Annotated in this window: 20 protein-coding genes and 1 pseudogene; 7 read left to right on the top strand and 14 right to left on the bottom strand. The window is 42.5% G+C overall.

Translation table 11 applies throughout. The annotated features are described in order from the left end of the window. Positions 1–336: 336 nt before the first annotated feature. From F6K46_RS03985 to F6K46_RS03975, 3 genes are read left to right on the top strand one after another with little or no spacing between them, the layout of a single operon-like run. Positions 337–5,412: a CHAT domain-containing tetratricopeptide repeat protein gene (locus F6K46_RS03985; protein ID WP_293052743.1), complete on the top strand. Its 5,076-nt coding sequence runs from the start codon at positions 337–339 to the stop codon at positions 5,410–5,412. A 33-nt stretch (positions 5,413–5,445) separates the two neighbouring features. Then, complete coding sequence (locus tag F6K46_RS03980) at positions 5,446–5,790, top strand: hypothetical protein (RefSeq protein WP_293052523.1); 345 nt, start codon at positions 5,446–5,448, stop codon at positions 5,788–5,790. Between the two features lie 12 nt (positions 5,791–5,802). Next, positions 5,803–7,374 carry a hypothetical protein gene (locus F6K46_RS03975; RefSeq protein ID WP_293052520.1) on the top strand — a complete coding sequence of 524 codons (1,572 nt, stop codon included), beginning with the start codon at positions 5,803–5,805 and terminating at the stop codon, positions 7,372–7,374. Positions 7,375–7,403: 29 nt separating this feature from the next. On the opposite strand, the gene hrcA is transcribed toward F6K46_RS03975, so the two are convergent. The 3 genes and pseudogenes from hrcA to F6K46_RS03960 form a co-directional block, all read right to left on the bottom strand. Continuing rightward, complete coding sequence (hrcA, locus tag F6K46_RS03970; protein ID WP_293052517.1) at positions 7,404–8,495, bottom strand: heat-inducible transcriptional repressor HrcA; 1,092 nt, start codon at positions 8,493–8,495, stop codon at positions 7,404–7,406. Between the two features lie 377 nt (positions 8,496–8,872). After that, a pseudogene (locus tag F6K46_RS03965) lies at positions 8,873–9,067 on the bottom strand (rhodanese-like domain-containing protein); the annotation flags it as partial. Positions 9,068–9,310: 243 nt separating this feature from the next. Next, on the bottom strand, positions 9,311–9,727 hold the full coding sequence (locus tag F6K46_RS03960; RefSeq protein ID WP_293052514.1) for a transposase: 417 nt from the start codon (positions 9,725–9,727) through the stop codon (positions 9,311–9,313). Between the two features lie 104 nt (positions 9,728–9,831). Here F6K46_RS03960 and argJ point away from each other — a divergent pair, with 104 nt between their 5' ends. Next, positions 9,832–11,073 carry a bifunctional ornithine acetyltransferase/N-acetylglutamate synthase gene (gene argJ / locus F6K46_RS03955; protein ID WP_293052512.1) on the top strand — a complete coding sequence of 414 codons (1,242 nt, stop codon included), beginning with the start codon at positions 9,832–9,834 and terminating at the stop codon, positions 11,071–11,073. Positions 11,074–11,265: 192 nt separating this feature from the next. On the opposite strand, the gene F6K46_RS03950 is transcribed toward argJ, so the two are convergent. The 5 genes from F6K46_RS03950 to F6K46_RS03930 all read right to left on the bottom strand — a co-directional run bounded on the left by F6K46_RS03950 (position 11,266) and on the right by F6K46_RS03930 (position 16,537). Then, on the bottom strand, positions 11,266–12,117 hold the full coding sequence (locus F6K46_RS03950) for a DUF547 domain-containing protein (protein ID WP_293052510.1): 852 nt from the start codon (positions 12,115–12,117) through the stop codon (positions 11,266–11,268). Positions 12,118–12,177: 60 nt separating this feature from the next. Then, positions 12,178–13,749 carry a glycosyl transferase family 2 gene (locus tag F6K46_RS03945; RefSeq protein WP_293052507.1) on the bottom strand — a complete coding sequence of 524 codons (1,572 nt, stop codon included), beginning with the start codon at positions 13,747–13,749 and terminating at the stop codon, positions 12,178–12,180. A gap of 13 nt (positions 13,750–13,762) precedes the next feature. Then, complete coding sequence (locus F6K46_RS03940; protein WP_293052504.1) at positions 13,763–14,527, bottom strand: glycosyltransferase family 2 protein; 765 nt, start codon at positions 14,525–14,527, stop codon at positions 13,763–13,765. Between the two features lie 193 nt (positions 14,528–14,720). After that, positions 14,721–15,791: a DUF3179 domain-containing protein gene (locus tag F6K46_RS03935; protein ID WP_293052501.1), complete on the bottom strand. Its 1,071-nt coding sequence runs from the start codon at positions 15,789–15,791 to the stop codon at positions 14,721–14,723. A gap of 500 nt (positions 15,792–16,291) precedes the next feature. Continuing rightward, positions 16,292–16,537 (bottom strand): hypothetical protein, encoded by a 246-nt coding sequence (locus F6K46_RS03930; protein WP_075906421.1) that lies wholly within the window; start codon positions 16,535–16,537, stop codon positions 16,292–16,294. A gap of 138 nt (positions 16,538–16,675) precedes the next feature. Here F6K46_RS03930 and F6K46_RS03925 point away from each other — a divergent pair, with 138 nt between their 5' ends. After that, entirely contained in the window at positions 16,676–16,882 is a 207-nt protein-coding gene (locus tag F6K46_RS03925; protein ID WP_293052498.1) for a hypothetical protein, read from the top strand. A 199-nt stretch (positions 16,883–17,081) separates the two neighbouring features. Here the strand turns inward: F6K46_RS03925 and F6K46_RS03920 are convergent, their stop codons facing one another. The 6 genes from F6K46_RS03920 to F6K46_RS03895 all read right to left on the bottom strand — a co-directional run bounded on the left by F6K46_RS03920 (position 17,082) and on the right by F6K46_RS03895 (position 21,628). Next, the gene (locus F6K46_RS03920; protein ID WP_293052495.1) at positions 17,082–17,627 is read right to left on the bottom strand and encodes a hypothetical protein; all 546 of its coding nucleotides are present in this window, start codon (positions 17,625–17,627) and stop codon (positions 17,082–17,084) included. Positions 17,628–17,651: 24 nt separating this feature from the next. Further along, positions 17,652–17,804 (bottom strand): hypothetical protein, encoded by a 153-nt coding sequence (locus F6K46_RS03915; protein WP_293052491.1) that lies wholly within the window; start codon positions 17,802–17,804, stop codon positions 17,652–17,654. Between the two features lie 365 nt (positions 17,805–18,169). After that, positions 18,170–18,367 carry an alpha-hydroxy-acid oxidizing protein gene (locus F6K46_RS03910; protein WP_293052489.1) on the bottom strand — a complete coding sequence of 66 codons (198 nt, stop codon included), beginning with the start codon at positions 18,365–18,367 and terminating at the stop codon, positions 18,170–18,172. A gap of 27 nt (positions 18,368–18,394) precedes the next feature. Further along, entirely contained in the window at positions 18,395–19,270 is an 876-nt protein-coding gene (locus F6K46_RS03905) for a M48 family metallopeptidase (protein WP_293052486.1), read from the bottom strand. A 109-nt stretch (positions 19,271–19,379) separates the two neighbouring features. Then, positions 19,380–20,255 (bottom strand): transporter substrate-binding domain-containing protein, encoded by an 876-nt coding sequence (locus F6K46_RS03900; protein WP_293052483.1) that lies wholly within the window; start codon positions 20,253–20,255, stop codon positions 19,380–19,382. Positions 20,256–20,506: 251 nt separating this feature from the next. After that, positions 20,507–21,628, bottom strand: coding sequence for an alpha-hydroxy acid oxidase (locus F6K46_RS03895; RefSeq protein WP_293052480.1), 1,122 nt, complete (start codon positions 21,626–21,628; stop codon positions 20,507–20,509). A 522-nt stretch (positions 21,629–22,150) separates the two neighbouring features. Between F6K46_RS03895 and F6K46_RS03890 the strand changes: the two genes are divergently transcribed. Both F6K46_RS03890 and pstC read left to right on the top strand, forming a co-directional pair. Next, positions 22,151–23,095: a PstS family phosphate ABC transporter substrate-binding protein gene (locus tag F6K46_RS03890; protein ID WP_293052477.1), complete on the top strand. Its 945-nt coding sequence runs from the start codon at positions 22,151–22,153 to the stop codon at positions 23,093–23,095. A 550-nt stretch (positions 23,096–23,645) separates the two neighbouring features. After that, on the top strand, positions 23,646–24,575 hold the full coding sequence (gene pstC / locus F6K46_RS03885) for a phosphate ABC transporter permease subunit PstC (RefSeq protein WP_070394801.1): 930 nt from the start codon (positions 23,646–23,648) through the stop codon (positions 24,573–24,575). Positions 24,576–24,647: the final 72 nt, after the last annotated feature.

Below are 24,647 nucleotides of genomic sequence, written 5' to 3'. Positions count from 1 at the left end.
CTGCCAGTGGCTGAAGATTTGCCAATCCCAGGTAATTTAGATAGGGTGCATCTCATAGTTGAAATAAAGAAGGTAAGTGTGGGGCATTGGCCTGGGAATTATAGTAATTTTTGCCTAATTTAAAAAGCGATGTAGAGGTGCGACCCGTGGCGAATTTAATTACGGGTCAAGCGCACCTAAGCGGTCTTGGGGGTTAACCCATGAGCGACTGGCGTGGTGTCTCCCCATGAGCGACTACATCAAGACAGTGAGATGCACCCTTTAGATAAGTCTAATTTGTCAATGAATAGTGTAGGGCGATTGTCTAATATTTTCAGGAATGTTGTAGAGCGGTTGATGGGGGTAAATCGCAACACATATGATAGCTCAATTGACTTTCTATTACATGTACTAAAAGCAACCGCAAACAGTAGTGGTGATCAGCAGGTAGTTTACCCATTACTGGAAGCAAATATAGACAAACTGGATGATAGATTAGCCAAACTATTACGGGCTTTGGCAACAATTAGGCTCGCGGAAGGGGAATACTATGCAGGAGATATTTTCAATTTCAGCCATCTAATAGCACAATTCCCCTTGGGTGACAAAGCCAGCAATATCGAAATTGCCATCACTGGCTATGAAGTGGCACTAACTGTTTTTACCCGTGAAGCTTTTCCCGAATATTGGGCAATGACTCAATACAATCTCGGTCTTGCTTACTATAAAAGAATCACAGGGAAAAAATCACAAAACCTAGAAGATGCGATCGCTTGCTACCAATCAGCTTTATCAGTTTTCGCCCGTGAAGCTTTTCCTATTTATTGGGCATCGGCTCAAACCAATCTCGGTTTTGCTTACTATAAAAGAATCACAGGGGAAAAAGCACAAAACCTTGAAGAGGCCATCGCTTGCTTGCAATCGGCTTTAGCCGTTTACACCCGTGACGCTTTTCCCTATGAATGGGGACAGACTCAATACAATCTCGGTAATGCTTATTCAGAAAGAATCACAGGTCCCAAAGCACAAAACCTAGAAAATGCCATCGCTTACTACCAATTGGCAAAAGAAGTTTACACCCGTGAAACTTTTCCTGAATATTGGGCAATGACTCAATACAATCTCGGTATTACTTACTATAAAAGAATCACAGGTCTCAAAGCACAAAACCTAGAAGATGCCATCGATTGCTACCAATCGGCTTTAGCCGTTTACACCCGTAAAGCTTTTCCTGAAAAATGGGCATCGACTCAAAACAATCTCGGTAATGCTTACTCTGACAGAATCAAAGGTCCCAAAGCACAAAACCTAGAAGTTGCCATTGCTTGTTTCCAATCGGCTTTAGCCGTTTACACCAGTGACGCTTTTCCCTATGAATGGGCACAAACACAAGGCAATTTTGGTAATGCTTACCGTGACAGAATCAAAGGTCAGAAAGCACAAAACCTAGAACAGGCCATCGCTTGCTACCAATCGGCTTTATCAGTTTACACCCGTGAAGCTTTTCCCGAACAATGGCCAAAGACTCAAACCAATCTCGGTCTTGCTTACTATAAAAGAATCACAGGGGAAAAAGCACAAAACCTTGAAGAGGCCATCGCTTGCTTCCAATTGGCTTTATCAGTTTACACCCGTGAAGATTTTCCCTATGATTGGGCACAAACACAAGGCAATCTCGGTAGTGCTTACTCTTACAGAATCAAAGGGCCCAAAGCACAAAACCTAGAACAGGCCATCGCTTGCTTCCAATCGGCTTTAGAAGTACACACCCGTGAAGCATTTCCTGAAGATTGGGCAATGACTCAATACAATCTCGGTCTTGCTTACCTTAAAAGAATCACAGGTCAGAAGGCACAAAACCTAGAAGAGGCCATCGCTTGCTTCCAATTGTCAAAAGAAGTAACCACCCGTGAAGCTTTTCCCGAATATTGGGCAGAGACTCAAAACAATCTCGGTATTGCTTACTCTAACAGAATCAAAGGTCCCAAAGCAGAAAACCTTGAAGATGCCATCGCTTGCTACCAATCAGCTTTAGCAGTTCGGACCCGTGAAGCGTTTCCTGTTGATTGGGCAATGACTAAAAACAATCTCGGTACTGCTTACTCTAACAGAATCAAAGGTCCCAAAGCAGAAAACCTCGAAGATGCCATCGCTTGCTTCCAATCGGCTTTAGCGGTTTACACCCGTGAAGCATTTCCCTATGATTGGGCATCGACTAAAAACAATCTCGGTACTGCTTATTCTAACAGAATCAAAGGTCCCAAAGCACAAAACCTCGAACAAGCCATCGCTTGCTTCCAATTGGCTTTAGAAGTACGCACCAGTGAAGCGTTTCCTGTTGATTGGGCAATGACTCAAACCAGTCTCGGTAATGCTTACTCTGACAGAATCACAGGTCCCAAAGCACAAAACCTCGAAAATGCCATCGCTTGCTTCCAATCGGCCTTAGCAGTTCGGACCCGTGAAGCTTTTCCAGAAAAATGGGCAATTACTCAAACCAGTCTCGGTAATGCTTACTCTGACAGAATCACAGGTCCCAAAGCACAAAACCTAGAAGATGCCATCGCTTGCTACCAATTGGCTTTATCAGTTTACACCCGTGAAGCTTTTCCTATTGATTGGGCATCCACTCAAAACAATCTCGGTACTGCTTACTCTGACAGAATCACAGGTCAGAAGGCAGAAAACCTTGAAGTTGCCATCGCTTGCTACCAATCGGCTTTAGCGGTTTACACCCGTGAAGCATTTCCCTATGATTGGGCATCCACTCAAAACAATCTCGGTACTGCTTACTTAGAAAGAATCACAGGTCCCAAAGCACAAAACCTCGAAGATGCCATCGCTTGCTACCAATTGGCTTTAGAAGTACGCACCCGTGAGGCTTTTCCCTATGATTGGGCAACGACTCAAAACAATCTCGGTACTGCTTACGCTGAGAGAATCACAGGTCCCAAAGCACAAAACCTCGAAGATGCCATCGCTTGCTTCCAATTGGCAAAAGAAGTAACCACCCGTGAAGCTTTTCCCTATGAATGGGCAATGACTCAAACCAATCTCGGTACTGCTTACTATAAAAGAATCAAAGGGGAGAAAGCACAAAACCTTGAAGTGGCCATCGCTTGCTGCCAATTGGCTTTAGCCGTTTACACCCATGAAGCTTTTCCTGTTGATTGGGCATCCACTCAAAACAATCTCGGTACTGCTTACTTAGAAAGAATCAAAGGTCCCAAAGCACAAAACCTCGAACAGGCCATCGCTTGCTACCAATTGGCTTTAAAAGTACACACCAGTGAAGCTTTTCCCTATGATTGGGCAATGACTCAAACCAATCTTGGTAGTGCTTACACTCAGAGAATCACAGGTCCCAAAGCACAAAACCTAGAACAGGCCATTGCTTGCTTCCAATCGGCTTTAGCAGTTTGCACCCGTGAAGCTTTTCCTATTGATTGGGCAAGGACTCAAAACAATCTCGGTAATGCTTACTTAGAAAGAATCACAGGTCCCAAAGCACAAAACCTAGAACAGGCCATTGCTTGCTACCAATCGGCTTTAGCAGTTTGCACCCGTGAAGCTTTTCCCTATGAATGGGCAATGACTCAAACCAATCTCGGTAGTGCTTACGCTCAGAGAATCACAGGTCCCAAAGCAGAAAACCTAGATAATGCCATTGCTTGCTACCAATTGGCTTTAGAAGTATACACTCATGACGCTTTTCCCCAAGAGTATCTACAGACTAACAATAACCTTGGTTATACTTACCAAGATGCTCAAAATTTCCCTGAAGCTTACAAGGCTTTTGACGCTGCCATTAAAACAGTGGAATTCCTGCGAGATGAAATTAATTCTGGTTCTGGAGTAGAAGACTACAAGACAAAACTAGCTGAAAAACACAACAAAAGCTATCTAGGGATGCTAGTAACTTGCCTAGAATTAAATAATATCACCGAAGCCATTGAATACGTGGAACGGAGCAAAACCCAGAATTTAGTTGAAAAGATTCTCAGCCGTGACCTGAAAACTATCTTTACTGTAGATGTTGTTACTAAACTAGAACAATACAGGGATGAAATAGCAGCAGGTCAATATCAAATCCAACAGGGCAAAGCTGAAAATCCAACCGCCCTGGCACAACGTCTTCAACAGTTGCGACAGCAGCGCAATGATTTACAAGACCAATATTTACCTATCGGTTCTAGCTTTAACTTTAAGCAATTCCAGGAAACTCTAGAGGAAAACACTGCTATTGTTGAGTTTTATATTAGCTTTGATCGCTTTTTCACCTTCATTTTTACTCGCCACAGCCAACAGCCTCTAGTTTTGTCATCTTCTACTGATGAATTAGATGCCTTTAAAGATTGGACAACTGCTTATCTTGCAGATTACGACCAACCACAAGACTGGACGAATCAACTAACCTCACGACTCCAGAAGCTAGCAGAGATTCTGAATCTTAACAAGATTCTTCAGCAATTACCCAAAGACTGCAATCAACTCATCCTCATCCCCCATTGGTATCTACATCTATTCCCCTTGCACGCCTTACCCCTTCCTGAAAATCAAGGTAAATTGCTATTCAATCGTTTCTCCCAAGGAGTTCGTTATGCTCCCAGTTGCCAATTACTCCAACTTGTCCAAACCAGAAAACGCCCCGACTTTACTCACCTGTTTGCCGTCCAAAACCCCAGTGCTAATTTAGTTTACACTACTATCGAAGTAGAAGTAATCAAAAGCTACTTCAATCCACCACCGGATACAGAAATCCTCGTGGAAAAAGCTGCCACCAAAGCCGCCATAGATAGCACATCGCTCAACACTTACCACTGTTTACATTTTAGCTGTCACGGTTACTTTAACTACGAAAACCCTAAAAAACCACGTAAGTCTGCTCTAATCATGGCAGATGCCCACCTCAGTCCTGCACCAGCTGAACTCAATCTAGAACAACATCTAGTTTTGGAGAACGGTGAAGTAATTGACTTAGACAAATGCCTCACCTTAGATGCTATCTTTGCCCTGAAATTAGAACAATGTCGCCTTGTCACCCTTTCTGCTTGTGAAACGGGATTAGTCAAATCCAAAACCAGCGACGAATACGTTGGTTTACCCAGTGGTTTCCTAGTTGCGGGTAGTCCAGCAGTAGTTAGTAGTCTGTGGAAGGTAAACGATTTATCGACAGCGTTGTTGATGATTAAATTTTATCAGAATCTGCGAGAGCAGATGTCCTTAGCAGTTGCCCTTAATCAAGCGCAACTGTGGCTGCGGGATGCCACGGTACAGGAATTGCGAACTTGGGCTGAAGAGTTAACTAAACAGTTGAGTTTGGATAATAATTTTAATGAAAAAATCAAGAAATCACTCCGGTTATTTAAACCTGAAGAAACTCCCTTTTATTCTCCTTTTTATTGGGCGGCTTACTGCGCCATTGGAAAATAATCTATTTAGTTACATAAATAAACCGCAAAACTCATGGAAATATTAGCAATTATCCAAGTTTTTACGCAAGCACTCAAAACTCACTCGAAAAAATTTGAACTTATAGACTTGCAAGACTTAGACCAACTTTTAGCAACTTTAGAAACTCCAACAGAAGCTGAATTAGATCAGATACTAACTAATTGGTTACAAACCCATACAGAAGTCAGGGATACTCTACGCCGATTTGATGATCAGAGGGAATTAAAGAATTCGCCCAAGCTTCCCTCTAATTCCGAAGCAGGTATTCTTGAAAACCTATTTGAACTGCGACAAACCAACCAAGAAATTATTAAAGCTAAAACTAATCAACAACAGCCAGACAAGAGTAAGCAATAAAAATGTCAAACAATGACTCATAAAATCTACGCACCTAATATTCATCTCTTTGCCTTCCATCTTCGGAATGCATCTAGTAGTGATTCCCAACCAGACAGGGACTATGACAGCAAACTGCTTTGGCACAAGTACGATCAGATTTGTGCTAAATTTCAAATTCAACAGAAGCTAGACCTGAGAGACGTTGCAGAAGGTTCCCGCATTGCTTTACTAAAAGGAGCCACCAAGGATAATATTCTCTTACCCTTGGAGGGGAAATTATCTCTCAATCATGGCAAAGGAATAAGGATTACTGGTCAAGCTTGTCCACTCCAGATCTATGATAGTTATGCTCTGGGTTTAAATATTCGGATTCCTGAACGTGAGAATAATCAGAAAACGGAAGACGTAGACCTGACTGTATTCAACTCTTTTAATCCAGACCAGTGCTTTCTTCCCAGTAAAATTAACAGTTCCCTAGGACAAATTCTCTTACTAACTGCTTGGCTACCCCAGAAGCAAGCGCAAGATTCTTATTTATGGAAAGAGATAGCTGATCAGTGTGTCCAGAATTTTCTGGGGGAAAACGATAAGGATAACTGTCCACCGCTGTATCAAGAAGGTCAATTATTTGATAGTCCGATTTTTGAATATGGCATTCCCGATAAATCTCAACACTATGGCCAAATTTTTGTTTGGCTATTTTTAGGAGAAGAGGTCAATGGCAACTATGGTGCCCGAGCGGACGATAATTTTAGCTTGTTTTATCAATACTTTATTGATTTATTTTTGTATCGCCAAAAAGTTATTAAAGCGTATCAAATCAGCCGAGAGGTTTATAGTGATGCTTACCAAGGATATCAAGAGATTAAAAAAATCATCAATGAAACTACCCAAATTCAAGATAATCAGAGCGTATTATCTGATAATGAACTGTTGGACTTTAAGCATAAACTGAGAATACTGCCGAAGCTAGACTTGAACTATTCAGACTGGCTGAGACAGTTAGAACGCTATAGCTTGACCATGAAGATTAATGCTCACAATTATTCCGAAAAGCTTCAACAAATTCAAGAAAAATTACCAAATGACGAAGATTTAAGCTTTTTATCAGTATTTGAGCATAAAATCAGCCCTACTTATCAAAATCAAATTCAAATAAACTTAAGCTATTTTGCCCATAGCTCCAGCCTGTTAGACAAAGCTATTTCCTCAATCAGAGGTATTGTGGAAATTGAACAAGCAGAACGCGATCGCGCTTTGGAAAAAGCCCTCAGAGATAAGGAGGAGGCTGACCGAGCCCGAGACAAACAAGCTGAAAAACAGGACAAAAGACTACAACTTTGGATCACCTTCGTGGGTACTGGCCTAGCGGTCAGTAGTATTTCTTCTCAAAGCGACGCTAAACAACCTGTAGAAGCCATCCTGATCGAACTAAACCTCAAGGGCTCCTTAAATTGTCCTAAAAATTTTCCTAAAGCTGAAGACCAGCCTTGCTTGAGTTACAGTGTGGTGTTTGTGCTATTTCATATTTTGCTTGGTGTTGGCGTTGGTGCGATCGCTGCGTTTATTGTGGATCGAATTATCCATCGGGGGTCAAAATGATCTGCAAAGGGAGTAGGGAAGAGGTTGCTTTAAGCTGGTTGACTCAAGGCTTCCGTTAGATAATCTGCCGCTGCTTCCACTAATGCGATCGCATTTTCATAAATCATGCGAGTTGGTCCAATAATTCCCACACTTCCCACTGGCACTTGGTCTTGCTGATAGTTAGCAGATACCAAGGTACAGCCACGCATCGGTTCCAAGGAATTCTCTGCACCAATCCTAATTTTCACACGAGACTTAAATTCCAACTCTTCCGGTACCTTAAAGATTACTGACCACAGTTGCTCCTGTTCCTCTTCCAACAGATGTAGCAAGTCTAGAGTCTGCTCTATTTCCGAAAATTCTGGTTGACGCAACACCTCTGAGATGCCACGAATCATAATCGGGCTGGACTTAGGTACTACAGTGCGACGGGTCAACTCAGTTAATAAATTGCTTAAAAAATCCGCATAGCGGACAAATTCTCGGTCTAATTCACTCCAATCTAATTTCTCCAATTCCCTGAGAGTTCGCCCTCGCAGCTTACTATTCAAAAAGTTAGATAATATTTTTAACTCCCGCTCCACAATCGACTCATCAACGGTATTATCATCTTCTGAGTGGGGCAAATTCATCAATACCGACTGAGTTTCATAACTATCCGTAACTATAATCAACATCACCTGTCCTAGCTCTAGGTGCATCAACTGTAGATGGCGCAGGCGAGTAGTGCGATTGTCAGGGAAAGTAATTAAAGCAATATATCCACTGACCGTTGCCAGAATTTGAGCAGCATCCCTTAGCAATACCTCAAACTTAGCTTCCTCCCAGTTCAACTTCTCTGCCAGTAAATTTTCAACATACTGACTCAAGGTTTCTGACGGTTGAATCAGCTGGTCAACATAGGTTCGATAACCTGAATCAGAAGGAACCCTACCTGCAGAGGTGTGGGGTTGATATAGTAGTCCAACTTTTTCCAACATACTCATGCAAGAGCGAATTGTCGCTGGACTCACACTCAGGTCATATTCTTGAACCAAGGCTTTAGAACCAACCGGTTCCGCCGTGGCAATATAGTGACGAATAGTCGCCCAGAGAATATGTTGTTGCCGACTTGTTAAACTTAGTGGTTGGCGAGACATTTTGAACCAAAGCTGAACTTCATTTTAAAGGGAAAAAAGTTTAAATTAGAGGGAGGAGTTACCATTTAAGGTTATCAAACATACTAAGAATGGAATTTTGCCTAAAAGCTGGCTTGAGTTAAGCAGTCTTTAGTCCAAAATAGTAGGGGTGATAATTAGATATCCCAATCAATCACCAAAAATCAGGGTTGGTTTTGGTGCAGGTTGGAAGTATCTGGGATTTATCCATAGGTATGGCAGCGTCTGCTCACCCAAGGATTAAGTTGGTTATTAATACATTTGCTCTAAGAATATTTGCTCTAAGAATATTTTCTCTAAGAACATTTGTTCTAAGATAGCAGAATCAACTCATAGCAGTAGTTAGCAGTGACCTGCAATTAGTAACGAGGAATGCTATGATCAACTATGATTGAGTATGCGTCAATACCCCCAGCTACATTCTTGACATTCGTGAACCCCTGACTGATTAACCACTGACACATCTGAGCCGAGCGCATACCATGATGGCACATGACCATGGTTTCAACTGCGGGATCAAAGCGAGTAGAGATTTCCCCAGACCACTGAGCAAATGTAAGCATTCAGGTGTAGAGATTGACAAAGTCACCCCACTCACTTCAAAAGCGGAATCAGAGACAATTCGTGAGAACGCTGCCTGACTGCTAAGGACACAGCCTGACTCAGGAACTTTATGGTATTAGGTAGAATACAGGTAACATTGTCAATAGGTAGGTCTTGTTGAACAAAAGAGACCTATCTTTTTTTTAGCACAAAATGGTGAAAGCTTTACATTTAAAGCTTTTCAGGCTATTTCGTCACCCCTTCAGACCAATACCCTTTTTGTCGGTAATAGTTACACGTCGCTTAGTTGGGTGGAGTCCCCAACCCGTGGTTTTGTATTCAACTGAGCGATTATCCTTTTGAAACCTAGGATATCCCTTCTTCCCTGGTTTATGAGAATTACAATTATCGTAAAACCGAGAAATTGCTAACCACGCTCTCTCAGCTGAAGCCTGACAAGCCATTGAGTTGAGGTCTTTGACAAAACTAAATTTATGCCGTAATTCTGTTGAGTACTTATTCAAATCAAAGCGCTTGATTGTAGATTCTCTTGGTGCATCTATCCAGTAGCGCAAACACTTATTGCGGACAAACTGAACTGTCCTAATTGCTTCATCAATAGCTCGGTATTGAGCTTGTTTTGCTTTGACTTTGTACTCTAGAACTAGCATTGAATCGACCTCCTCAATGTTCTTATGTTATTGTATCTGGAAACCCGGGATATTAAAGTCGTCAATCCCGGATCGGGCATGAATTATGGTTAAATGGAGGAATCATGTCGGACTGGCAAGAGATTAGTGGTGGGATAACAGCTCCCAGGGGCTATCAGGCAGCAGGGATTACCGCAGGTTTAAAACCGTCGGGTCAGCCAGACTTAGCGTTGATATTATCAGAGGTGGATGCGATCGCAGCTGGGGTCTTCACCACCAGTCATGTCCGGGCTGCTTGTGTAGATTATTGCCGTCAATGCTTACAATCTAAAGCTAGTGCTCGTGCTATTTTGTGTAATGCCGGACAAGCCAATGCAGCAACGGGTGAGCAGGGTTGGCAAGATGCTCTAGCTAGTGCTAAAGCTTTGGGTGAAGCACTCAATGTTTCCCCTAAGTCGATTTTGTTGGCATCGACGGGGGTGATTGGTCAACGCATCAAGATGGATGCTCTATTGTCAGGCATTCCCCAATTGGTCGCACAAGCATCAGAAACTGGTTCCGATGCAGCAGCTCAAGGGATTATTACCACGGATTTAGTCACTAAATCCATTGCTATGGAAACCATGATTGATGACCGTCCGGTCAGGATGGGTGGTATTGCTAAGGGGTCTGGTATGATTCATCCCAACATGGCGACTATGCTAGCATTTGTAACCTGTGATGCTGCAGTTTCTACTTCCCTGTGGCAACAAATGTTACAGCGGGCAGCGGATAAAAGTTTTAATCAAATTACCGTAGATGGGGATACCAGCACCAATGACACTCTAATTGCCTTGGCTAATGGTCAGTCCCGAACATCAGCGATTACAGAAATCGGACCAGCAGCTGAGAAGTTGGAGGGGATGCTCACAGCAGTATGTCAGCATTTGGCAAAAGCGATCGCACGGGATGGAGAAGGGGCAACCTGTTTGATTGAAGTCCAAGTGACTGGCGCACCGGATGATAAAGGGGCTCGTCAAATTGCTAAGACCATTGTTGGGTCATCCTTGGTTAAGTCTGCCATCTTTGGACGAGATCCAAACTGGGGCAGAATTGCCGGAGCCGCTGGCCGTGCAGGAGTACCGTTTGAGCAAGAAAACCTGCGGATTCAGTTAGGGGATGTCTTGCTGATGGACAATGGTCAACCCTTAGGGTTTGACCGTCAACAGGCTAGTGATTATCTCAAGCAGGCTGCTGCTGGTGCTTATCTTAAAGAAGATACAGTTTTAATTCAGGTTAATGTGGGCAATGGTCATGGTGTTGGTCAGGCTTGGGGTTGTGATTTGAGTTATGACTATGTCCGGATTAATGCGGAATATACCACTTGATTAGCCTTGTTGCCAAAGACGCCTTTAAAAATAACAAACCATAACAAATACTGATAGCAAAGGGAACAGGGAACAGCGGATCTGGGAACAGGGAACAAAGATTCTCATAATTCCTACAGGGATTCCTATAATAATCAATTAATCAACCTAGTTATGGTTAATTGGTTATTGTTGTTGGTTATGGTTAATTAGTTATTGCTTATTTAAAGACCAATCATAGTTCAGATATTTTATCTTGTAATTCCCCTGTTCAAGATACTCCTGATCCTCTGGACTTAGGTAGTCACTAATAAAGTTTAACACCGCTCGTTGATTGGCGTTACCAGTAAATTTGTAATCGATACCATAGGTTTCTTTCCAATCTTCACCAAACCACTTAAAGATGGAAGAAAGATATACGCTACCTTCTTGACGATCAATACGAAAGCCATGGGGACTAACTATAAATTTCTGTGTCTGGTCATCCAGTTGCTGATCGAGTTTTTCCCCAGTATAAGGTTCGTTTCTTAAGGGAGGACAACTGATAGCGGCGCAAACTAAAGCCATATGAATTCGGGGCTCGTTGAATTGCGTTCGCAGTGTCTTGTGTTCGATATTATCTAAGGTTTTAGATTCTCCAGCGATGTTGAATTCGCGTCCTTTCCAGACTCCTTTAATGTCCCGAATACTCTTTTTGAGAGGGTTTTGGTCAATAATTGATTCTAGAGTAAAGGAGTTGTAAGCATTTATCAAGAAAGCAATCTTTTCCGCTTCATCCCAAGACTGATAGGTGCTAGTATCAACAGCACCTAAGGAGGCATTAAACGTCTCCAGTTGCTCTGGATTTTGCTGCAATTCTTGGTAATTAACTAGCGCTTTATTGTTGACATAGGTTTTTAGGACAGTAGCATAGTCGTCATAATTCAATAGACTCGTGTCAGTAGCTCTATTTACTTGTACTTCAGACTCTTTTGCTGGTGCTTGATTTATCGGTACGGAAAGTGTACAACTTGTCAGAATAATCAGAGTTGGAAGTAGGGTTAGTAATTTCTTGGATGTATTCATAGTGGTTCAGATGATTTAGCCGATAAGATGCTTAACCTAGGCAATTTTGATTAAAGCTAATCAATCTGAGTTTTGGTTGAGAACAACATTAGGATTGCGGTAATGGGTCCACAACCAACCTAAAATAAACGGTAACCATAACCACCATCGCTCCTGAGGAGTTAGATACCAGCTGTAGTTACCTAAAGCCATGCGATGCTGAAGTACAAAGTAAACAAAAGTAGAGATACTGACTAAACGTACTCCCAGATTTCTAGAAGGAACAGCAAAAGGAATTATCCAAGTGAAGTACCAAGCATGGATAATTGGAGATAGGATTAGCAGGGAAAAAAAGTACCATTCTGTGAATTGTTGAAAATTGCGCGATCGCAAAATTAGCCAACTTACCGTTAACCCCAGGGGAAAAGCATAAATCCAATTAACCCAGCGAGAGGGTTCCCAATATTCGCTAACAATATAAGGAATCAATTCCGCACTGCGACCATGGGATACAAACACTGATCCAGTAGGAATCAAAGGACATTCTCCACTAGAGCAAAATTGGAGAGCAGTGATGCCAAAAGGTAAGAAACCGCACAATAGCACTACTATTGCTAGTTTTACCCCTACTTTTCGAAAAGCTTGCCAGGTCAGAAACCCTAAAATTGGCAAAGACATCCACTTCACTGCCATACTAATTCCTACTAGCAAAGCTGAAGCAATCCAGTGCCACCAGGTCAGGGAGTGTTCCGATGAAGACATCAAGGAGTTAGTAAATGAGGAGTATTCTGCTACTGTCCCACTGTCCAACGTTTCCTCTATTTCTGTTATTTTTGTCTGCCTTAAACTCTCTGTTTTTTGGTCAAAGACTAACCAAGCTGCAACTAGGGGTAAAATAAACCAACTGTCGTAATGAGCACCACCAGCAAAGGAGTAAATTATCAAAGGATTCCAGGCATAGAAGATTGCCTGTTGATAACCAAATCGACGACTGAGTAACCAACAGATTAATAAGTCAGCTAAGATAAATGCAATTTTGAACAACCAAACCTTAAGGTCAATCAGCGCTAAGAGCCGAAAACCTAATTGCGCTACTGGTGGATAGATAGCAGAAACAGTAGGATGATTGATTAGTGACCACCATTCGGTATGGTAGGGAATCAGTTCAGTAGCATTAGGTGGCAAATGGTATGGACTAAACCCTAAGGTTTGAATATACCCTTCCCATAGATAGCGCCATACATCATCTCCAGGATACATTGGTAGCAACAGCAGCCTGCTTAGGATGGTAGTACTCCAAAAATTTAGTCCTGAGTGCTGAGTTTTGAGTTTTCGGAAGTACTTGATACTAAGAGATTTGGTAAATCCTTTGTAGACCCCTTGCCAAAGTCTTGTCTTGATACTGTTGTTGTTAATTCTGTTGTTAATTCTTTTTGCTTGTTGGGAAATCCCAAGTTTCCTGTTGCCAACTTCCGCAGGATATCTAGTATAGACGCTTAATCCCCAAGACAACAGAAAACCTAAGCTGATTACACCGATACCTAACCAAAATCGAGGCACAGCTCCCACCTCTCGGAAATCCCCATGAGGCACAATCAAGATACAACCTAACAACAGGAGTATAGAACTAAGCCATATATATAGCGTTTTCATTTGAGATGTGAAACTAGGATTGATGGAAATTCCCTATTCCCTCTTCAACACTTTTACCGATTGTTCCATCTGCCTGGGTAAGCTTAAGGCGACGTAGATATAGACGACCTAAAGTCATTAGAATTATTGTTCCTGCTTGGACACTACCAGAAAGGGTACCAGATATTTTAGAGCGTCCCCCTTGTCGGCGACGGTAACCAACAGGAATTTCACAGATTCGCAAACTACATTCAATCGCACGGGCTTGCATTTCTACTGTCCAACCAAATCCTCTATCTTGCATTTGGATTGCATCCAAAGCTGAACGACGAATTAGGCGCAATGGTCCTAAATCCTGATACCAGTGTCCCCAACCCCAACCGATCAGGAAGGTAGCCAGCCAGTTGCCAAAATTTTGCACTGGGGTCATCGCCTTACGTCCATTTACTGTGGCGCGGCGGTTACCTAAAATTAGGTCATACTTATGCGGTTCAGCTATAAACTGGGGTAAATAACTTAAGTCATCACTCCCATCGCCATCACAGAATAATATCCAATTAATATCTCGGTCTAGTTGCTGCAATCCCCGCCAACAGGCTCGACCGTAACCAGGAATAGGCTCACAGATTACCTCTGCACCGGCTTCTTTGGCTTTAATAATACTGTTGTCTGTGCTGCCATTATCGACTACCCGAATATTGTTCAAATTATAGGATTGAAGAGACTTAATCACCCCAGTGATAGTGGTTTCTTCATTGAGAACAGGGATAATTACTAAGATATTGTGGTTATTAGTCATGGTTATAGCGGTTTTTAATTGGGTGAGGTACAAATCTTTGGGTTTTAGGGAGTAGGGAGTAGGGAGTAGGGAGCAGGGAGCAGCGGATCTGGGAACAGGGAAAAAATCTTGTTTACCTAATTAGGATATAAACCGCTATATTAGTCATGAGTTATTGCAGTTTTAAATTGGGTGAATTCCCTGGTCTATAACGTTATTTGCCAAAGTAAGCTGGATACACAAAGGCAAAAGCTGTAGAACTGGGGATGGGAGTGCCATCGAATTCTTCTACTAATACAGTTTGAAGTTGGCTATCCCAACGTGCTCTAATTGGACGACCATTGAATTCTACAACTTTTTCGCCCACTTTTTTTAATTGGTCATGGACAAATTGATAGCTAGCCCCAGAAAATTGGTTTTTAGGGGTTTGTTGATCCGCTTCCCAGACATAGCTAACAATAGCTTTGGGATGGAGCGATGCAGCGCGGTCTTGGGGGTTTCCCCCATGAGCGACTGCATCAAGAAGGGTAAGCCGTTGTTGATTTCTGACTGGGAAAATAATTCGCTTATCGGTATAGTAACTACCATAGGGATAGCTGAAGTAAGCCCGGTTATAACCTGTGTCAGTGGATAGAATTTTACTGTTGGGATACTTGCTTAACCAAGCACCAAGAGTAGTTTTGATAGCGGGAATTGTTTTAAGATTACGATTGACTTTAGCACCAATAATACCCATCGCCCAAGGTTGGGAGTAAAGGGTATCATCGGTACGGTCATACATGACTAGGCAACTTTGATAAAGTTTGCCTGAAACACCGTAGGTTGTATTGCTGCGATTAAAAGCGACTATAGTATCACAAAGGGGACAATAGGATACACTAACATTAACTCCACCGACTGTGTCATTGACCAATTCATGCCAGTTCATGACCCCGAAAGGATAGGCTTTGGCTTCTCCATTCACTACCACACCAATCACAGTTTCTGTTTTAGAAAATGGTGTGGTTTGAGCGGTATCAAACTTAGGATTATCGATACTAGGAATACCGTCTTTTGGGGGACCACCATTGAGGAGTTCAGTTAAATTAATGCGAGTGAATTTGGCTGGATTAAGGTTTTGTTTTTGGAGGTCAGTGATTTCCTGGTCTTGGTTGTGGAGATAGGCAGTGAGATGGAAGTAACGGAGTTTGAAATTATCCCAGCTTCCGGCTTGTACGACTAGTGCCATCAAACACAGCCCGACTAAGGAAGTAGTGCTGAGGGCTATTTTAAGTAATTTATTCATAATCGTGCTTTCCCTGCCTAGAAACTGGTAACCTAATGGCGTTGCTGAATAAAGGAATGAATGCGCGATCATCCGGTTTTGCTAAAGCCCCCTAAATCCCCCAACTTTGGGGGACTTTCATAGTTTTTTTCCCCCCATAATTGGGGGGTTAGGGGGGCGAAACCATACCAGAATCAGCAACGCCCACCTAATGAGTGCGAGCCCGTGGGTGGTGCGTTACGGGACGGACTATCCCAAGGCTGGCTACGATAGAAAAAATCAGAATTAGTCCGCCCCTAACGCACCCTACGCACTACTACCCTTGTGAGTGTGGGCTTCTGCCCAACCCCAGCATCAGGGGCTGTGGCTGGAATCCCTAACCTTAGGGTGAGGGCATAACATGAAACCAAGGTGAGTGATATCTGAGAATTGGATTAAGGATTGATAGCTCGACCATTTTCAAATCGATCATCAAACTCAATGGTGATTAAAGTCCGAAACCGCTACATGAGATTTACCCCCTAAGATTCCTCATCGATCCGATTATTACCAACATCAAAAACAATTATAAATTCCGCATCCGGCATTAATCGTTTCAGGGCCCATAAATGTCCCTCTGCATCCGATCGATTGCGAAAGCGAGCAACAACAACTCGCTGCATGTCTTGATGCAGTCGCTCATGGGGGAAACCCCCAAGACCGCGCTGCATCGCTTGTGGTAACAGCCGAATGACCACCCACGGATGAAGGCGTTCAGAATAGGTCATCATTAAAGTATCTCCTTTTATAGGGGAGCCAGAGCTAGCCCGTAGGTATTGGACTCTTTCCGGGCTAGCTCTTGACTCTGGGCGTCTCAGCGCCCACTTTTATACTATAGCACAAAAATTCTTATATTATAGCATATTTTGAAAACTTTTGTAACAAATGGTCGGGAGTCGGGAGCAGGGACTGAGGAAAAATTACGATTTCAATTACAACAACCGGAAGGATTTAGTAGTTATGGGGAAGTGCAACTTTGGCTAAAGGGATTGTGTGGCATGGATATACCCTATGCGACAGTATATAAATATGTGCGCACTCGTATTAAAACTAAGTTAAAGAAGTTAAATTAAATTTGTTACAGCTAGTCAGTAGTAAACAAAGCTCAGGGAATTTAGAAAAGTTGTAAACTACCAGACGCCAAGCTGACGCTATGGCGCTGGCTAAGGTTGCTTTAAATCTAAAGGTGCGATCGCTGTAAAGAGCTTGGGATTTGCTTTGATGACAAACAGCTCAGTTTTTAAATAGTAAAATCAAGATAATATAGACACTTTAGTTAACTAAAATGCTACCTTCTCTTACCAATTCGCTAACTTTACCTGGCATTCTGCAACGAAGATAGCGTGGTTGTGCCCCGATAGAGCATGAGGTTTCAAAGTCCTCACTTTTGTTTATCCAGCCGCCAACGCATTTCTTTAAGGCAAAAGTATTGGTCCAACATAATCGAGCAGACCATCTAGCAGTGATTGGTACACTTCCATTACTAATCGAACCTCTGCTCAGAGAAGAGACTTTGATGTTATTAACCCACTTCTCTTTTGACTCAACATTGAAACTAGGATTAGCAGATATGAAATTATCAAGCTCTTGTCCCAGAGTGCCTCTTTCCGGAAGGCGTACAGAAAATATTCCATTCTCAAAGTTTGCACTACGTCCAGATGCAATCAAAACATCATTGCTTTGTCCTATCCCTTCACTGGTTGACTGACTAGGAGATGTATAGGCAAAGGTTTCCAGTGGTTTGGGAATATCTACTACGGCTAAAGTGGTGATAATGGATGCTAAACCAAGGGTGCTTAATAAGTTCGGTAGTTTCATTAATTTTTCGGCATTTTGAGGATTTTAGTGTTTTGGTAATAGCACCCTATTTATTCTGATCAAAAATTGATATAGCTCTGGATTTATAGCGATGCAGCGCGGTCTTGGGGAGGCAGCGCGGTCTTGGGGGTTCCCCCCATGAGCGACTGCCGTGGTTTCCCCCATGAGCGACTGCATCAAGAAGCGTTTATCCTCGCTATGAGGTAGGCTTTTAAACCTCAAAGTCCCCCTTGATAAGGGGGATTTAGGGGGATCCCTTTGTACCTCATGGCATAGAGAATTGCTAGATTTCAGTTTCCAATAGATAAATCGATTAATATCAAACCTTATATAACTCTTATCATCACCCTGATAAGTGGCGGTAATTTAGTGAGATAGTATCAAAATATTCCCAATAAATAGTAATTTATATAGTTATTTTTCTAATCAAAGATAGCATACCTATTATTTCTATAATGTCAGCCAAGTCATTGATATTACTAAGCCAAATGTATTATTAGTCATTAATTAGTTGGTGACTAGTTATTGGTTAATTACTCTGGTCAATCTTTAATTGTCACCAAACTACGGTCAATATCCTTGACATTAGTACAGCCACTCAAGGCCATCGCTATATCCAATTTATCCCGTAACAATTGCAAGACATGGCGTACTCCCGCAACTCCTGCTACAGCTAATCCCCATAACACCGGACGACCTACTAACACCGCTGATGCACCCAAGGCTAGGGCTTTGAGCACATCAGTCAGTCAGTATAGCTAGCTCACCTACTCGATTGCTAGAGATTGGATTCTCTGTTTGTAAGCATCACTGTCTAAGCCATCACCATCATTGGGATCCCAACCTTTTCTGTTGATTATTTCTTTTAGGGTATCAAGGCGTTTTACTGTTTCTGGGTGGGTTCTTAACATTGCAGGTTGATTGGTGGATTTTTTTTCTATGGTTATTAATTTTTGGAGAAATCCAGTCATGCCTGAGGGAGCGTAGCCAGCACCGTGCAACATTTCTAATCCCTTGCGATCCGCTTCATATTCCTGCTGCCTTCCTCGGGGAAGAGAGAAGGCGATATCCTCAAGAAGATTTATAATTGTCCCATACTCGACTTCACTATTTACCTCAAGGTTCTTGTCTTTGATAATCTGGCGCAGTTTCTCTATGCTGTGTTTGCTAGTAATGTGAGCTATTTCGTGAGCTATCACTGCAGCTAACTCAGCTTCATTTTCTACCCCTTTCAGCAAGCCAGTATGAACATAAACAAAGCCACCCACCAAGGCAAAGGCATTTATAGTGTTGTCCTTGACTACTTGAAAGGTATAGGGAAAATTGGGGCGATCGCTATAGGGGATTAATCTCTGACCAATGTCTTGGACGTATTCAGTGATTTTGCGATCGCGGTAAATCTCCAGCCCTTGATCAACTTCTTGTTGATTCAAACACTTACCCAGCTCTACTTCTTGTTGATCAGAAATGGTGATTAACTGAATTATCTCAATTCCTGCATCACCATCTAACCCACATGAGCCAAATGCTGATGAGGTATTGGGTAACCCTACCCCTAGACCCAGTCCCACAACTACCAGAATCAGCAGGTAAAACCATCGACGATGGGAAGCACGCTTAATCCAAAATAATGGGTTTAACATAGTCGTCTATTTAAGCGTCTATTTGAATAATCAAAAATAGGCTTGTAAGTATTCATTATTCAGCTTTCAGCAGTCAGCTTTCAGCAGTCAGCTTTCAGCAGTCAGCGATTTAGTTAGCACATTTTTCATAAGCAGCTTGTCGTAGACCTTGGTAATAAATAGATTCAACACCCAAGGATTTTTCCAAAATTATCTCCCACCTTAAGTTATTAATAAATTTATCAATTATTGTCTTCCATTCTATATCCTGATCCGGTAAAATTATTCCGTAAAAATCACAACTTAACGGTCGGTCAGGAATTAAGGTAAAATCCTGGAATGTCAGCCCTTGTCTTAAGGCTTCTGCCATTAAAAGCATGCCATCACTGGCAAAAGCATCAATATCCCGTTCGACAACATCTCTCAGAGCCAATTCTCGACCGTTAGAACTTCTGTAACGAGTGTCTACTATGTCAGCTAATGGGTAGGTACTGGAGATTAAGGGATGTGTATTTGAACCAGGAAGGACACCAATTTTTTTACCAGCTAGGGAAGTTTCAGGATTGAATATACCCTTCATTTCGGGTCTGATTAGAAAATGTGTCCCGGAAAAATAAAAAGCAGTGGAGTAAGTAACTCCTGATAGTGGTGGAGCAGTTTTGATCGTATTGGGACCACAATCTAGATGTACCTTGCCATTGGCTACCATCCGATAACGATTGTTAGGGGAGTCTTCGTCTAGAACAGATGGAATTGGCTCTAACCGAACAGGTCTATTGAGTACTTCACCAAAATAGTTGGCTAGAACATACATTTTAGTCATGCAGTAGCCTTGCAATTTGTCTTGGTCGTCTAGAAAACCAAAGGGAGCGGCATCTTCTCTAATTCCTACTTTTAAAACACCAGTGCGCTTAATTTCTGACAAGACTGTTTCAGCTAAACTGGCTGAGGTAAACGTTAAAGATAAGATAATACTAACGGTGATAGTGGCTAGTTTATTACTCATTTCTTTTTCGGATTTCAGACTAATAATTGCTTGATAAATCGCTCAAAGCTTATCTAACCCTGACGCTAACCTTGATAAGTGCTAGGAATTTAGGGGAATAGTATCAAAGTATTACCAATAAATAATAACCTTTTTTATGAAAATTAACATACGCAGTCTTGCTATAACTTCAGCCAATTCATTTATATTACTAAGCTATTTGGCTTAGTGTTCCGGCATTATAAGCTAATATTAATTTATTAATAATCTAGTCAATGTTTAATTTTCACCAAACTAGGGTCAATATCCTTGACCCTAGTACAGCCACTCAACGCCATCGCTATATCCAATTCATCTCGTAACAATTGCAAGACATGGCGTACTCCAGCAACTCCTGCTACAGCTAATCCCCATAACACCGGACGACCTACTAACACCGCTGATGCACCCAAGGCTAGGGCTTTGAGCACATCAGTACCTCGACGGATACCCCCATCGATTAATACCGGTAGTTGATTTCCCACGGCTGCGACCACTTCGGGTAAGGCATCGATGGATGCGATCGCACTATCCAATTGCCGACCCCCATGATTCGATACAATGATTCCTTTTGCTCCATGGTCCAATGCCTTGAGAGCATCATCTCCTCGCAAAATGCCTTTGACTAACACCGGTAGAGTAGTGATCGATTGTAACCATTCCAGATCCCGCCATGTCAGTGTTGGATCAATTTGCTGGGCAAAATAGCTCAATAAACCCGATTCTCCGGCGGTTTTGGGAATTTCCAGACCGGTCATAGTCGCTAAATTAGCCAATTCCATCCCTACCGGTAGAGTAAATTGATTGCGTCGATCCCTTTCCCGACACCCCAACACTGGTGCATCTACGGTCAGACAAAGGGCACTAAAACCAGCTGCCTCCGCCCTTTCCACAAGTCTACGGGTGAGAGTGCGATCGCGGTGGACATACAGCTGAAACCATGAGGGATTTTGGATATGGGATCTTGCCTCCTGCTTCTGTTGACTCTGTTTCCCGGCTAGCGCTACAGCTTCTAAGGGTTTGGTGGACATCGTACTCAACACCATGATTGCCCCTACCTCAGCTGCAGCCCTTGCTGTTGCCAATTCACCCTCTGGATTGGCCAGACACTGAAATGCCATCGGAGCAACCAGAATCGGTATGGGCAGAGACTGATCTAGGATTTGTGTGCTTAAATCTCGTTGACTCACATCCACTAACATCCGAGGACGGAGTTTTATCTGTTCAAACGCTGCACGATTGTCTCGCAGTGTTAATTCATCCCAAGCACCACTAGCGTAATAATCCAGTGCCATGGGAGATAGATACTGCGGCGCTAGGGCTTCGTATTCAAATAGATTAATGGGTTGATTCAAGGTTGAAGGTTATTAAGGTTGAAGGTTATTAAGGTTGAAGGTTGAAGGTTGAAGGTTGGAGGTTGAAGGTTGAATTCTAAATTCTTAATTCTAAATTCTTAATTCTAAATTCTTAATTCTAAATTCTTAATTCAAAAGGGTAGCTGGACATCTGGCACCTTTCTCAGTAAGGCACCTGACCGGCTGCGGGATTAATTATACAGGCTTTTAGCTCAATTCCACAGGAGAATGGCAAAGACACCAAAAATAGCCCATAAGCTATAAGGAGTGGGCTTTTTGGTTGATTTCTGTAAATTCGTTTTACTCTTGACAATCCAAAAAAGAAAGATAATATAAAGACTAAGGCTAAATAGATATAAGACGAAAGAAAGCCACAGAATGTTTCTTAAACAAACTTTAACCTAAATTTAACTAAACCTTACGCCATTACTTACCATTACTTAGTAATAGCTCTATAGTCTTGACCAAGTGTGGATTGCGACACCCTAACATTGCTGGGAATTTTTTACAGTGGTCAAGGCGATGAAATTGAAAAAAAATAGCTGGAAGCTAGCTGGCTTGTTTGCCCTAGTAGCATCAACTGTTGCGTTAGTGGCACCTACAGTTAAGTCTCAAGGTACACCCACCGTCAGAATTGATGGGTCTAGCACCGTTTACCCGATTACTGAAGCTGTAGCGGAAGAGTTTCAGGATCTCAAAAAAAATCAGGTACGAGTAACCGTTGGTATTTCTGGAACTGGTGGCGGTTTTAAGAAATTCTGCATCGGAGAAACCGACATATCTGACGCTTCTCGACCAATTAAGGAGAAAGAGGAGAAACTCTGTGCTGCCAATGGCATTGAGTATATGGCCATTCCAGTGGCATACGATGCCATTACCGTCGTAGTCAATAAAGGCAATACTGCGGTTACAGACATTACAGTTGACGAACTCAATAAAATGTGGAAGCCTGAGTCTGAGGGGACTGTAACCAAATGGAGTCAAGTAAATTCCGCTTGGCCAGACCTGCCCCTAGTTCTCTACGGTCCTGGTGCAGACTCCGGAACCTTTGACTACTTCACTAAAAAGATTAACGGCAAGTCTGGTGCTAGCCGCACCGATTACACCCCTAGTGAAGATGACAACGTTTTGGTTCAAGGTGTATCAACGGATCCAAAAGCCCTGGCATACTTCGGTCTTTCCTACTACCTAGAAAACACAGACAAGCTTAAGGCTGTTGCTATCAATGGGGTAACCCCTTCTCTGACAACGGTACGGAACGGGAGTTACAAGCCCCTATCCCGAGAAATCTTCATCTATGTCAACAAAAAAGCTGCTAAGCGTACTGAGGTAAATGATTTTGTGACCTATTACCTCCAAAATGCTGAGCGATTAGTCAGCGAGGTTAAGTCGGTTCCTCTATCCTCCGCAGACTATGCCCAATCCCTGGCAGACTTCCAGCAGCTTCTAGCCACTAGCGGTAACTAAGCCTAGAACTGGATCTAACCTAGAGGACTTAATTTGGTTTAATGTGGTCAAGAGCGATTAGTAGTAGAATTATCGGCGTTGCTGAATTAAGGAATGAATGCGCGATCATCTGGTTTTATTACAGCCCCCTAAATCCCCCAACTTTGGGGGACTTTGATAGTTTTGTTCCCCCCAAAATTGGGGGGTTAGGGGGGCAAAACCATACCCATAATCAGCAACGCCAAATTATCACTAATCGCTCTTGACTTATGTTCAAAAAAGTCCTAAGTTCTCAGGTAAGCATTCAGCCGTGAGCCTTTAGCTCACGCTACGCGAACAGCTGTCAGCCGTCAGCTTAAAATAAACTTTGTTACCGTAGCGTGCGCATCGCGCAAACATAAAAATATGATAGTTCGAGATTAATCAGAATTGAAAGTCTGGTGATTTGCCCATCTAAGCATATGCTGACAGCTGATAGCTGATAGCTGATAATTGATAGCTGACAGCTGACAGCTGATAGCTGACAGCTGACAGCTGCCTTGAGACAATACTTTTATTTATTCCCGATTTAATGACCGAAAAACTGATCCGACTTAACCAGACCAAACAACTCTCACCAAAATTAATTCGCAATTTGCGAGAAAGAGGGATTGAAATACTATTGTTTTTGGCGGCCTTGTCTTCTGTCGCCACTATGGCAGCAATTATCTTTTTCCTGCTTAGGGAATCTCTGGCATTTTTCAAGGAAGTCTCATTAATTGATTTTCTCACTGATACCAAATGGACACCGATGTTTCTAGATAAACACTACGGAATTTTGCCATTGATATCAGGAACCCTAGTAACCGCTACGACTGCTCTCCTACTTGCTATCCCCACAGGAACTATTGCTGCGATTTACCTAAGTGAATTTGCTCCTCCCACATTACGAGAAGTAGTAAAACCAGGTTTGGAACTTTTAGCAGCAATTCCTACAGTGGTTTATGGTTATTTTGCCCTGCTGGTGGTTAGCCCTCTTCTGCGCAATATTTTTACTGAATTGCCGGTTTTTAATATGCTAAGTGCGGGTCTAGTCATGGGTTTGATGATTATTCCCTTTATTAGTTCCATTAGTGAAGATGCCATGCGAGCAGTTCCGGTAGAGTTACGGGAAGGGTCTTATGCCATGGGAGCAACTCGCTTACAGACCGCATGGAACGTTGTGTTTCCTGCTGCTATTTCCGGCATTGCCTCATCCTACATCCTAGGAGCATCAAGGGCTGTAGGGGAAACGATGATTGTTGCGATCGCAGCGGGCTTACAACCCAAAATAGCTTGGAATCCCCTGGACCAAGCCGCTACAATCACTGCTTACATCGTCCAGGTAAGTCTTGGGGATCTGCCTCATGGTACTCTAGAATACCAGACCATTTTTGCGGCTGGACTAACCTTAGTCTTAATGACTCTAGTCCTAAACATCATTGGACATTTCTTAGCTAAGCGTTATCGAGAAATTTATTAATATAGGGGTTTTCAATTGGGTGAGGTACATATTTTTGTTATTTTAGGGAGTAGGGAGTAGGGAGTAGGGAGT

Origin of the sequence: Moorena sp. SIO3E8, assembly GCF_010692445.1 — a bacterium.
In the GTDB taxonomy this organism is placed as follows: Bacteria; Cyanobacteriota; Cyanobacteriia; order Cyanobacteriales; family Coleofasciculaceae; genus Moorena; species Moorena bouillonii.
Note: the sequence above shows the minus strand (reverse complement) of the source record. Positions and strands in the feature narration are given on the sequence as shown.

Excerpts from the sequence above, each read along its gene's own strand:
- F6K46_RS03930 (WP_075906421.1), bottom strand. The coding sequence starts at position 16,537 with ATGACCTATTCTGAACGCCTTCATCCGTGGGTGGTCATTCGGCTGTTA.
- F6K46_RS03985 (WP_293052743.1), top strand. The coding sequence starts at position 337 with ATGGGGGTAAATCGCAACACATATGATAGCTCAATTGACTTTCTATTA.
- hrcA (WP_293052517.1), bottom strand. The coding sequence starts at position 8,495 with ATGTCTCGCCAACCACTAAGTTTAACAAGTCGGCAACAACATATTCTC.
- pstC (WP_070394801.1), top strand. The coding sequence starts at position 23,646 with ATGACCGAAAAACTGATCCGACTTAACCAGACCAAACAACTCTCACCA.
- F6K46_RS03935 (WP_293052501.1), bottom strand. The coding sequence starts at position 15,791 with ATGAATAAATTACTTAAAATAGCCCTCAGCACTACTTCCTTAGTCGGG.
- F6K46_RS03900 (WP_293052483.1), bottom strand. The coding sequence starts at position 20,255 with ATGAGTAATAAACTAGCCACTATCACCGTTAGTATTATCTTATCTTTA.
- F6K46_RS03945 (WP_293052507.1), bottom strand. The coding sequence starts at position 13,749 with ATGAAAACGCTATATATATGGCTTAGTTCTATACTCCTGTTGTTAGGT.
- F6K46_RS03905 (WP_293052486.1), bottom strand. The coding sequence starts at position 19,270 with ATGTTAAACCCATTATTTTGGATTAAGCGTGCTTCCCATCGTCGATGG.
- F6K46_RS03980 (WP_293052523.1), top strand. The coding sequence starts at position 5,446 with ATGGAAATATTAGCAATTATCCAAGTTTTTACGCAAGCACTCAAAACT.
- F6K46_RS03920 (WP_293052495.1), bottom strand. The coding sequence starts at position 17,627 with ATGAAACTACCGAACTTATTAAGCACCCTTGGTTTAGCATCCATTATC.
- F6K46_RS03950 (WP_293052510.1), bottom strand. The coding sequence starts at position 12,117 with ATGAATACATCCAAGAAATTACTAACCCTACTTCCAACTCTGATTATT.
- F6K46_RS03975 (WP_293052520.1), top strand. The coding sequence starts at position 5,803 with ATGACTCATAAAATCTACGCACCTAATATTCATCTCTTTGCCTTCCAT.
- F6K46_RS03890 (WP_293052477.1), top strand. The coding sequence starts at position 22,151 with ATGAAATTGAAAAAAAATAGCTGGAAGCTAGCTGGCTTGTTTGCCCTA.
- F6K46_RS03960 (WP_293052514.1), bottom strand. The coding sequence starts at position 9,727 with ATGCTAGTTCTAGAGTACAAAGTCAAAGCAAAACAAGCTCAATACCGA.
- F6K46_RS03940 (WP_293052504.1), bottom strand. The coding sequence starts at position 14,527 with ATGACTAATAACCACAATATCTTAGTAATTATCCCTGTTCTCAATGAA.
- argJ (WP_293052512.1), top strand. The coding sequence starts at position 9,832 with ATGTCGGACTGGCAAGAGATTAGTGGTGGGATAACAGCTCCCAGGGGC.
- F6K46_RS03915 (WP_293052491.1), bottom strand. The coding sequence starts at position 17,804 with ATGCAGTCGCTCATGGGGGAAACCACGGCAGTCGCTCATGGGGGGAAC.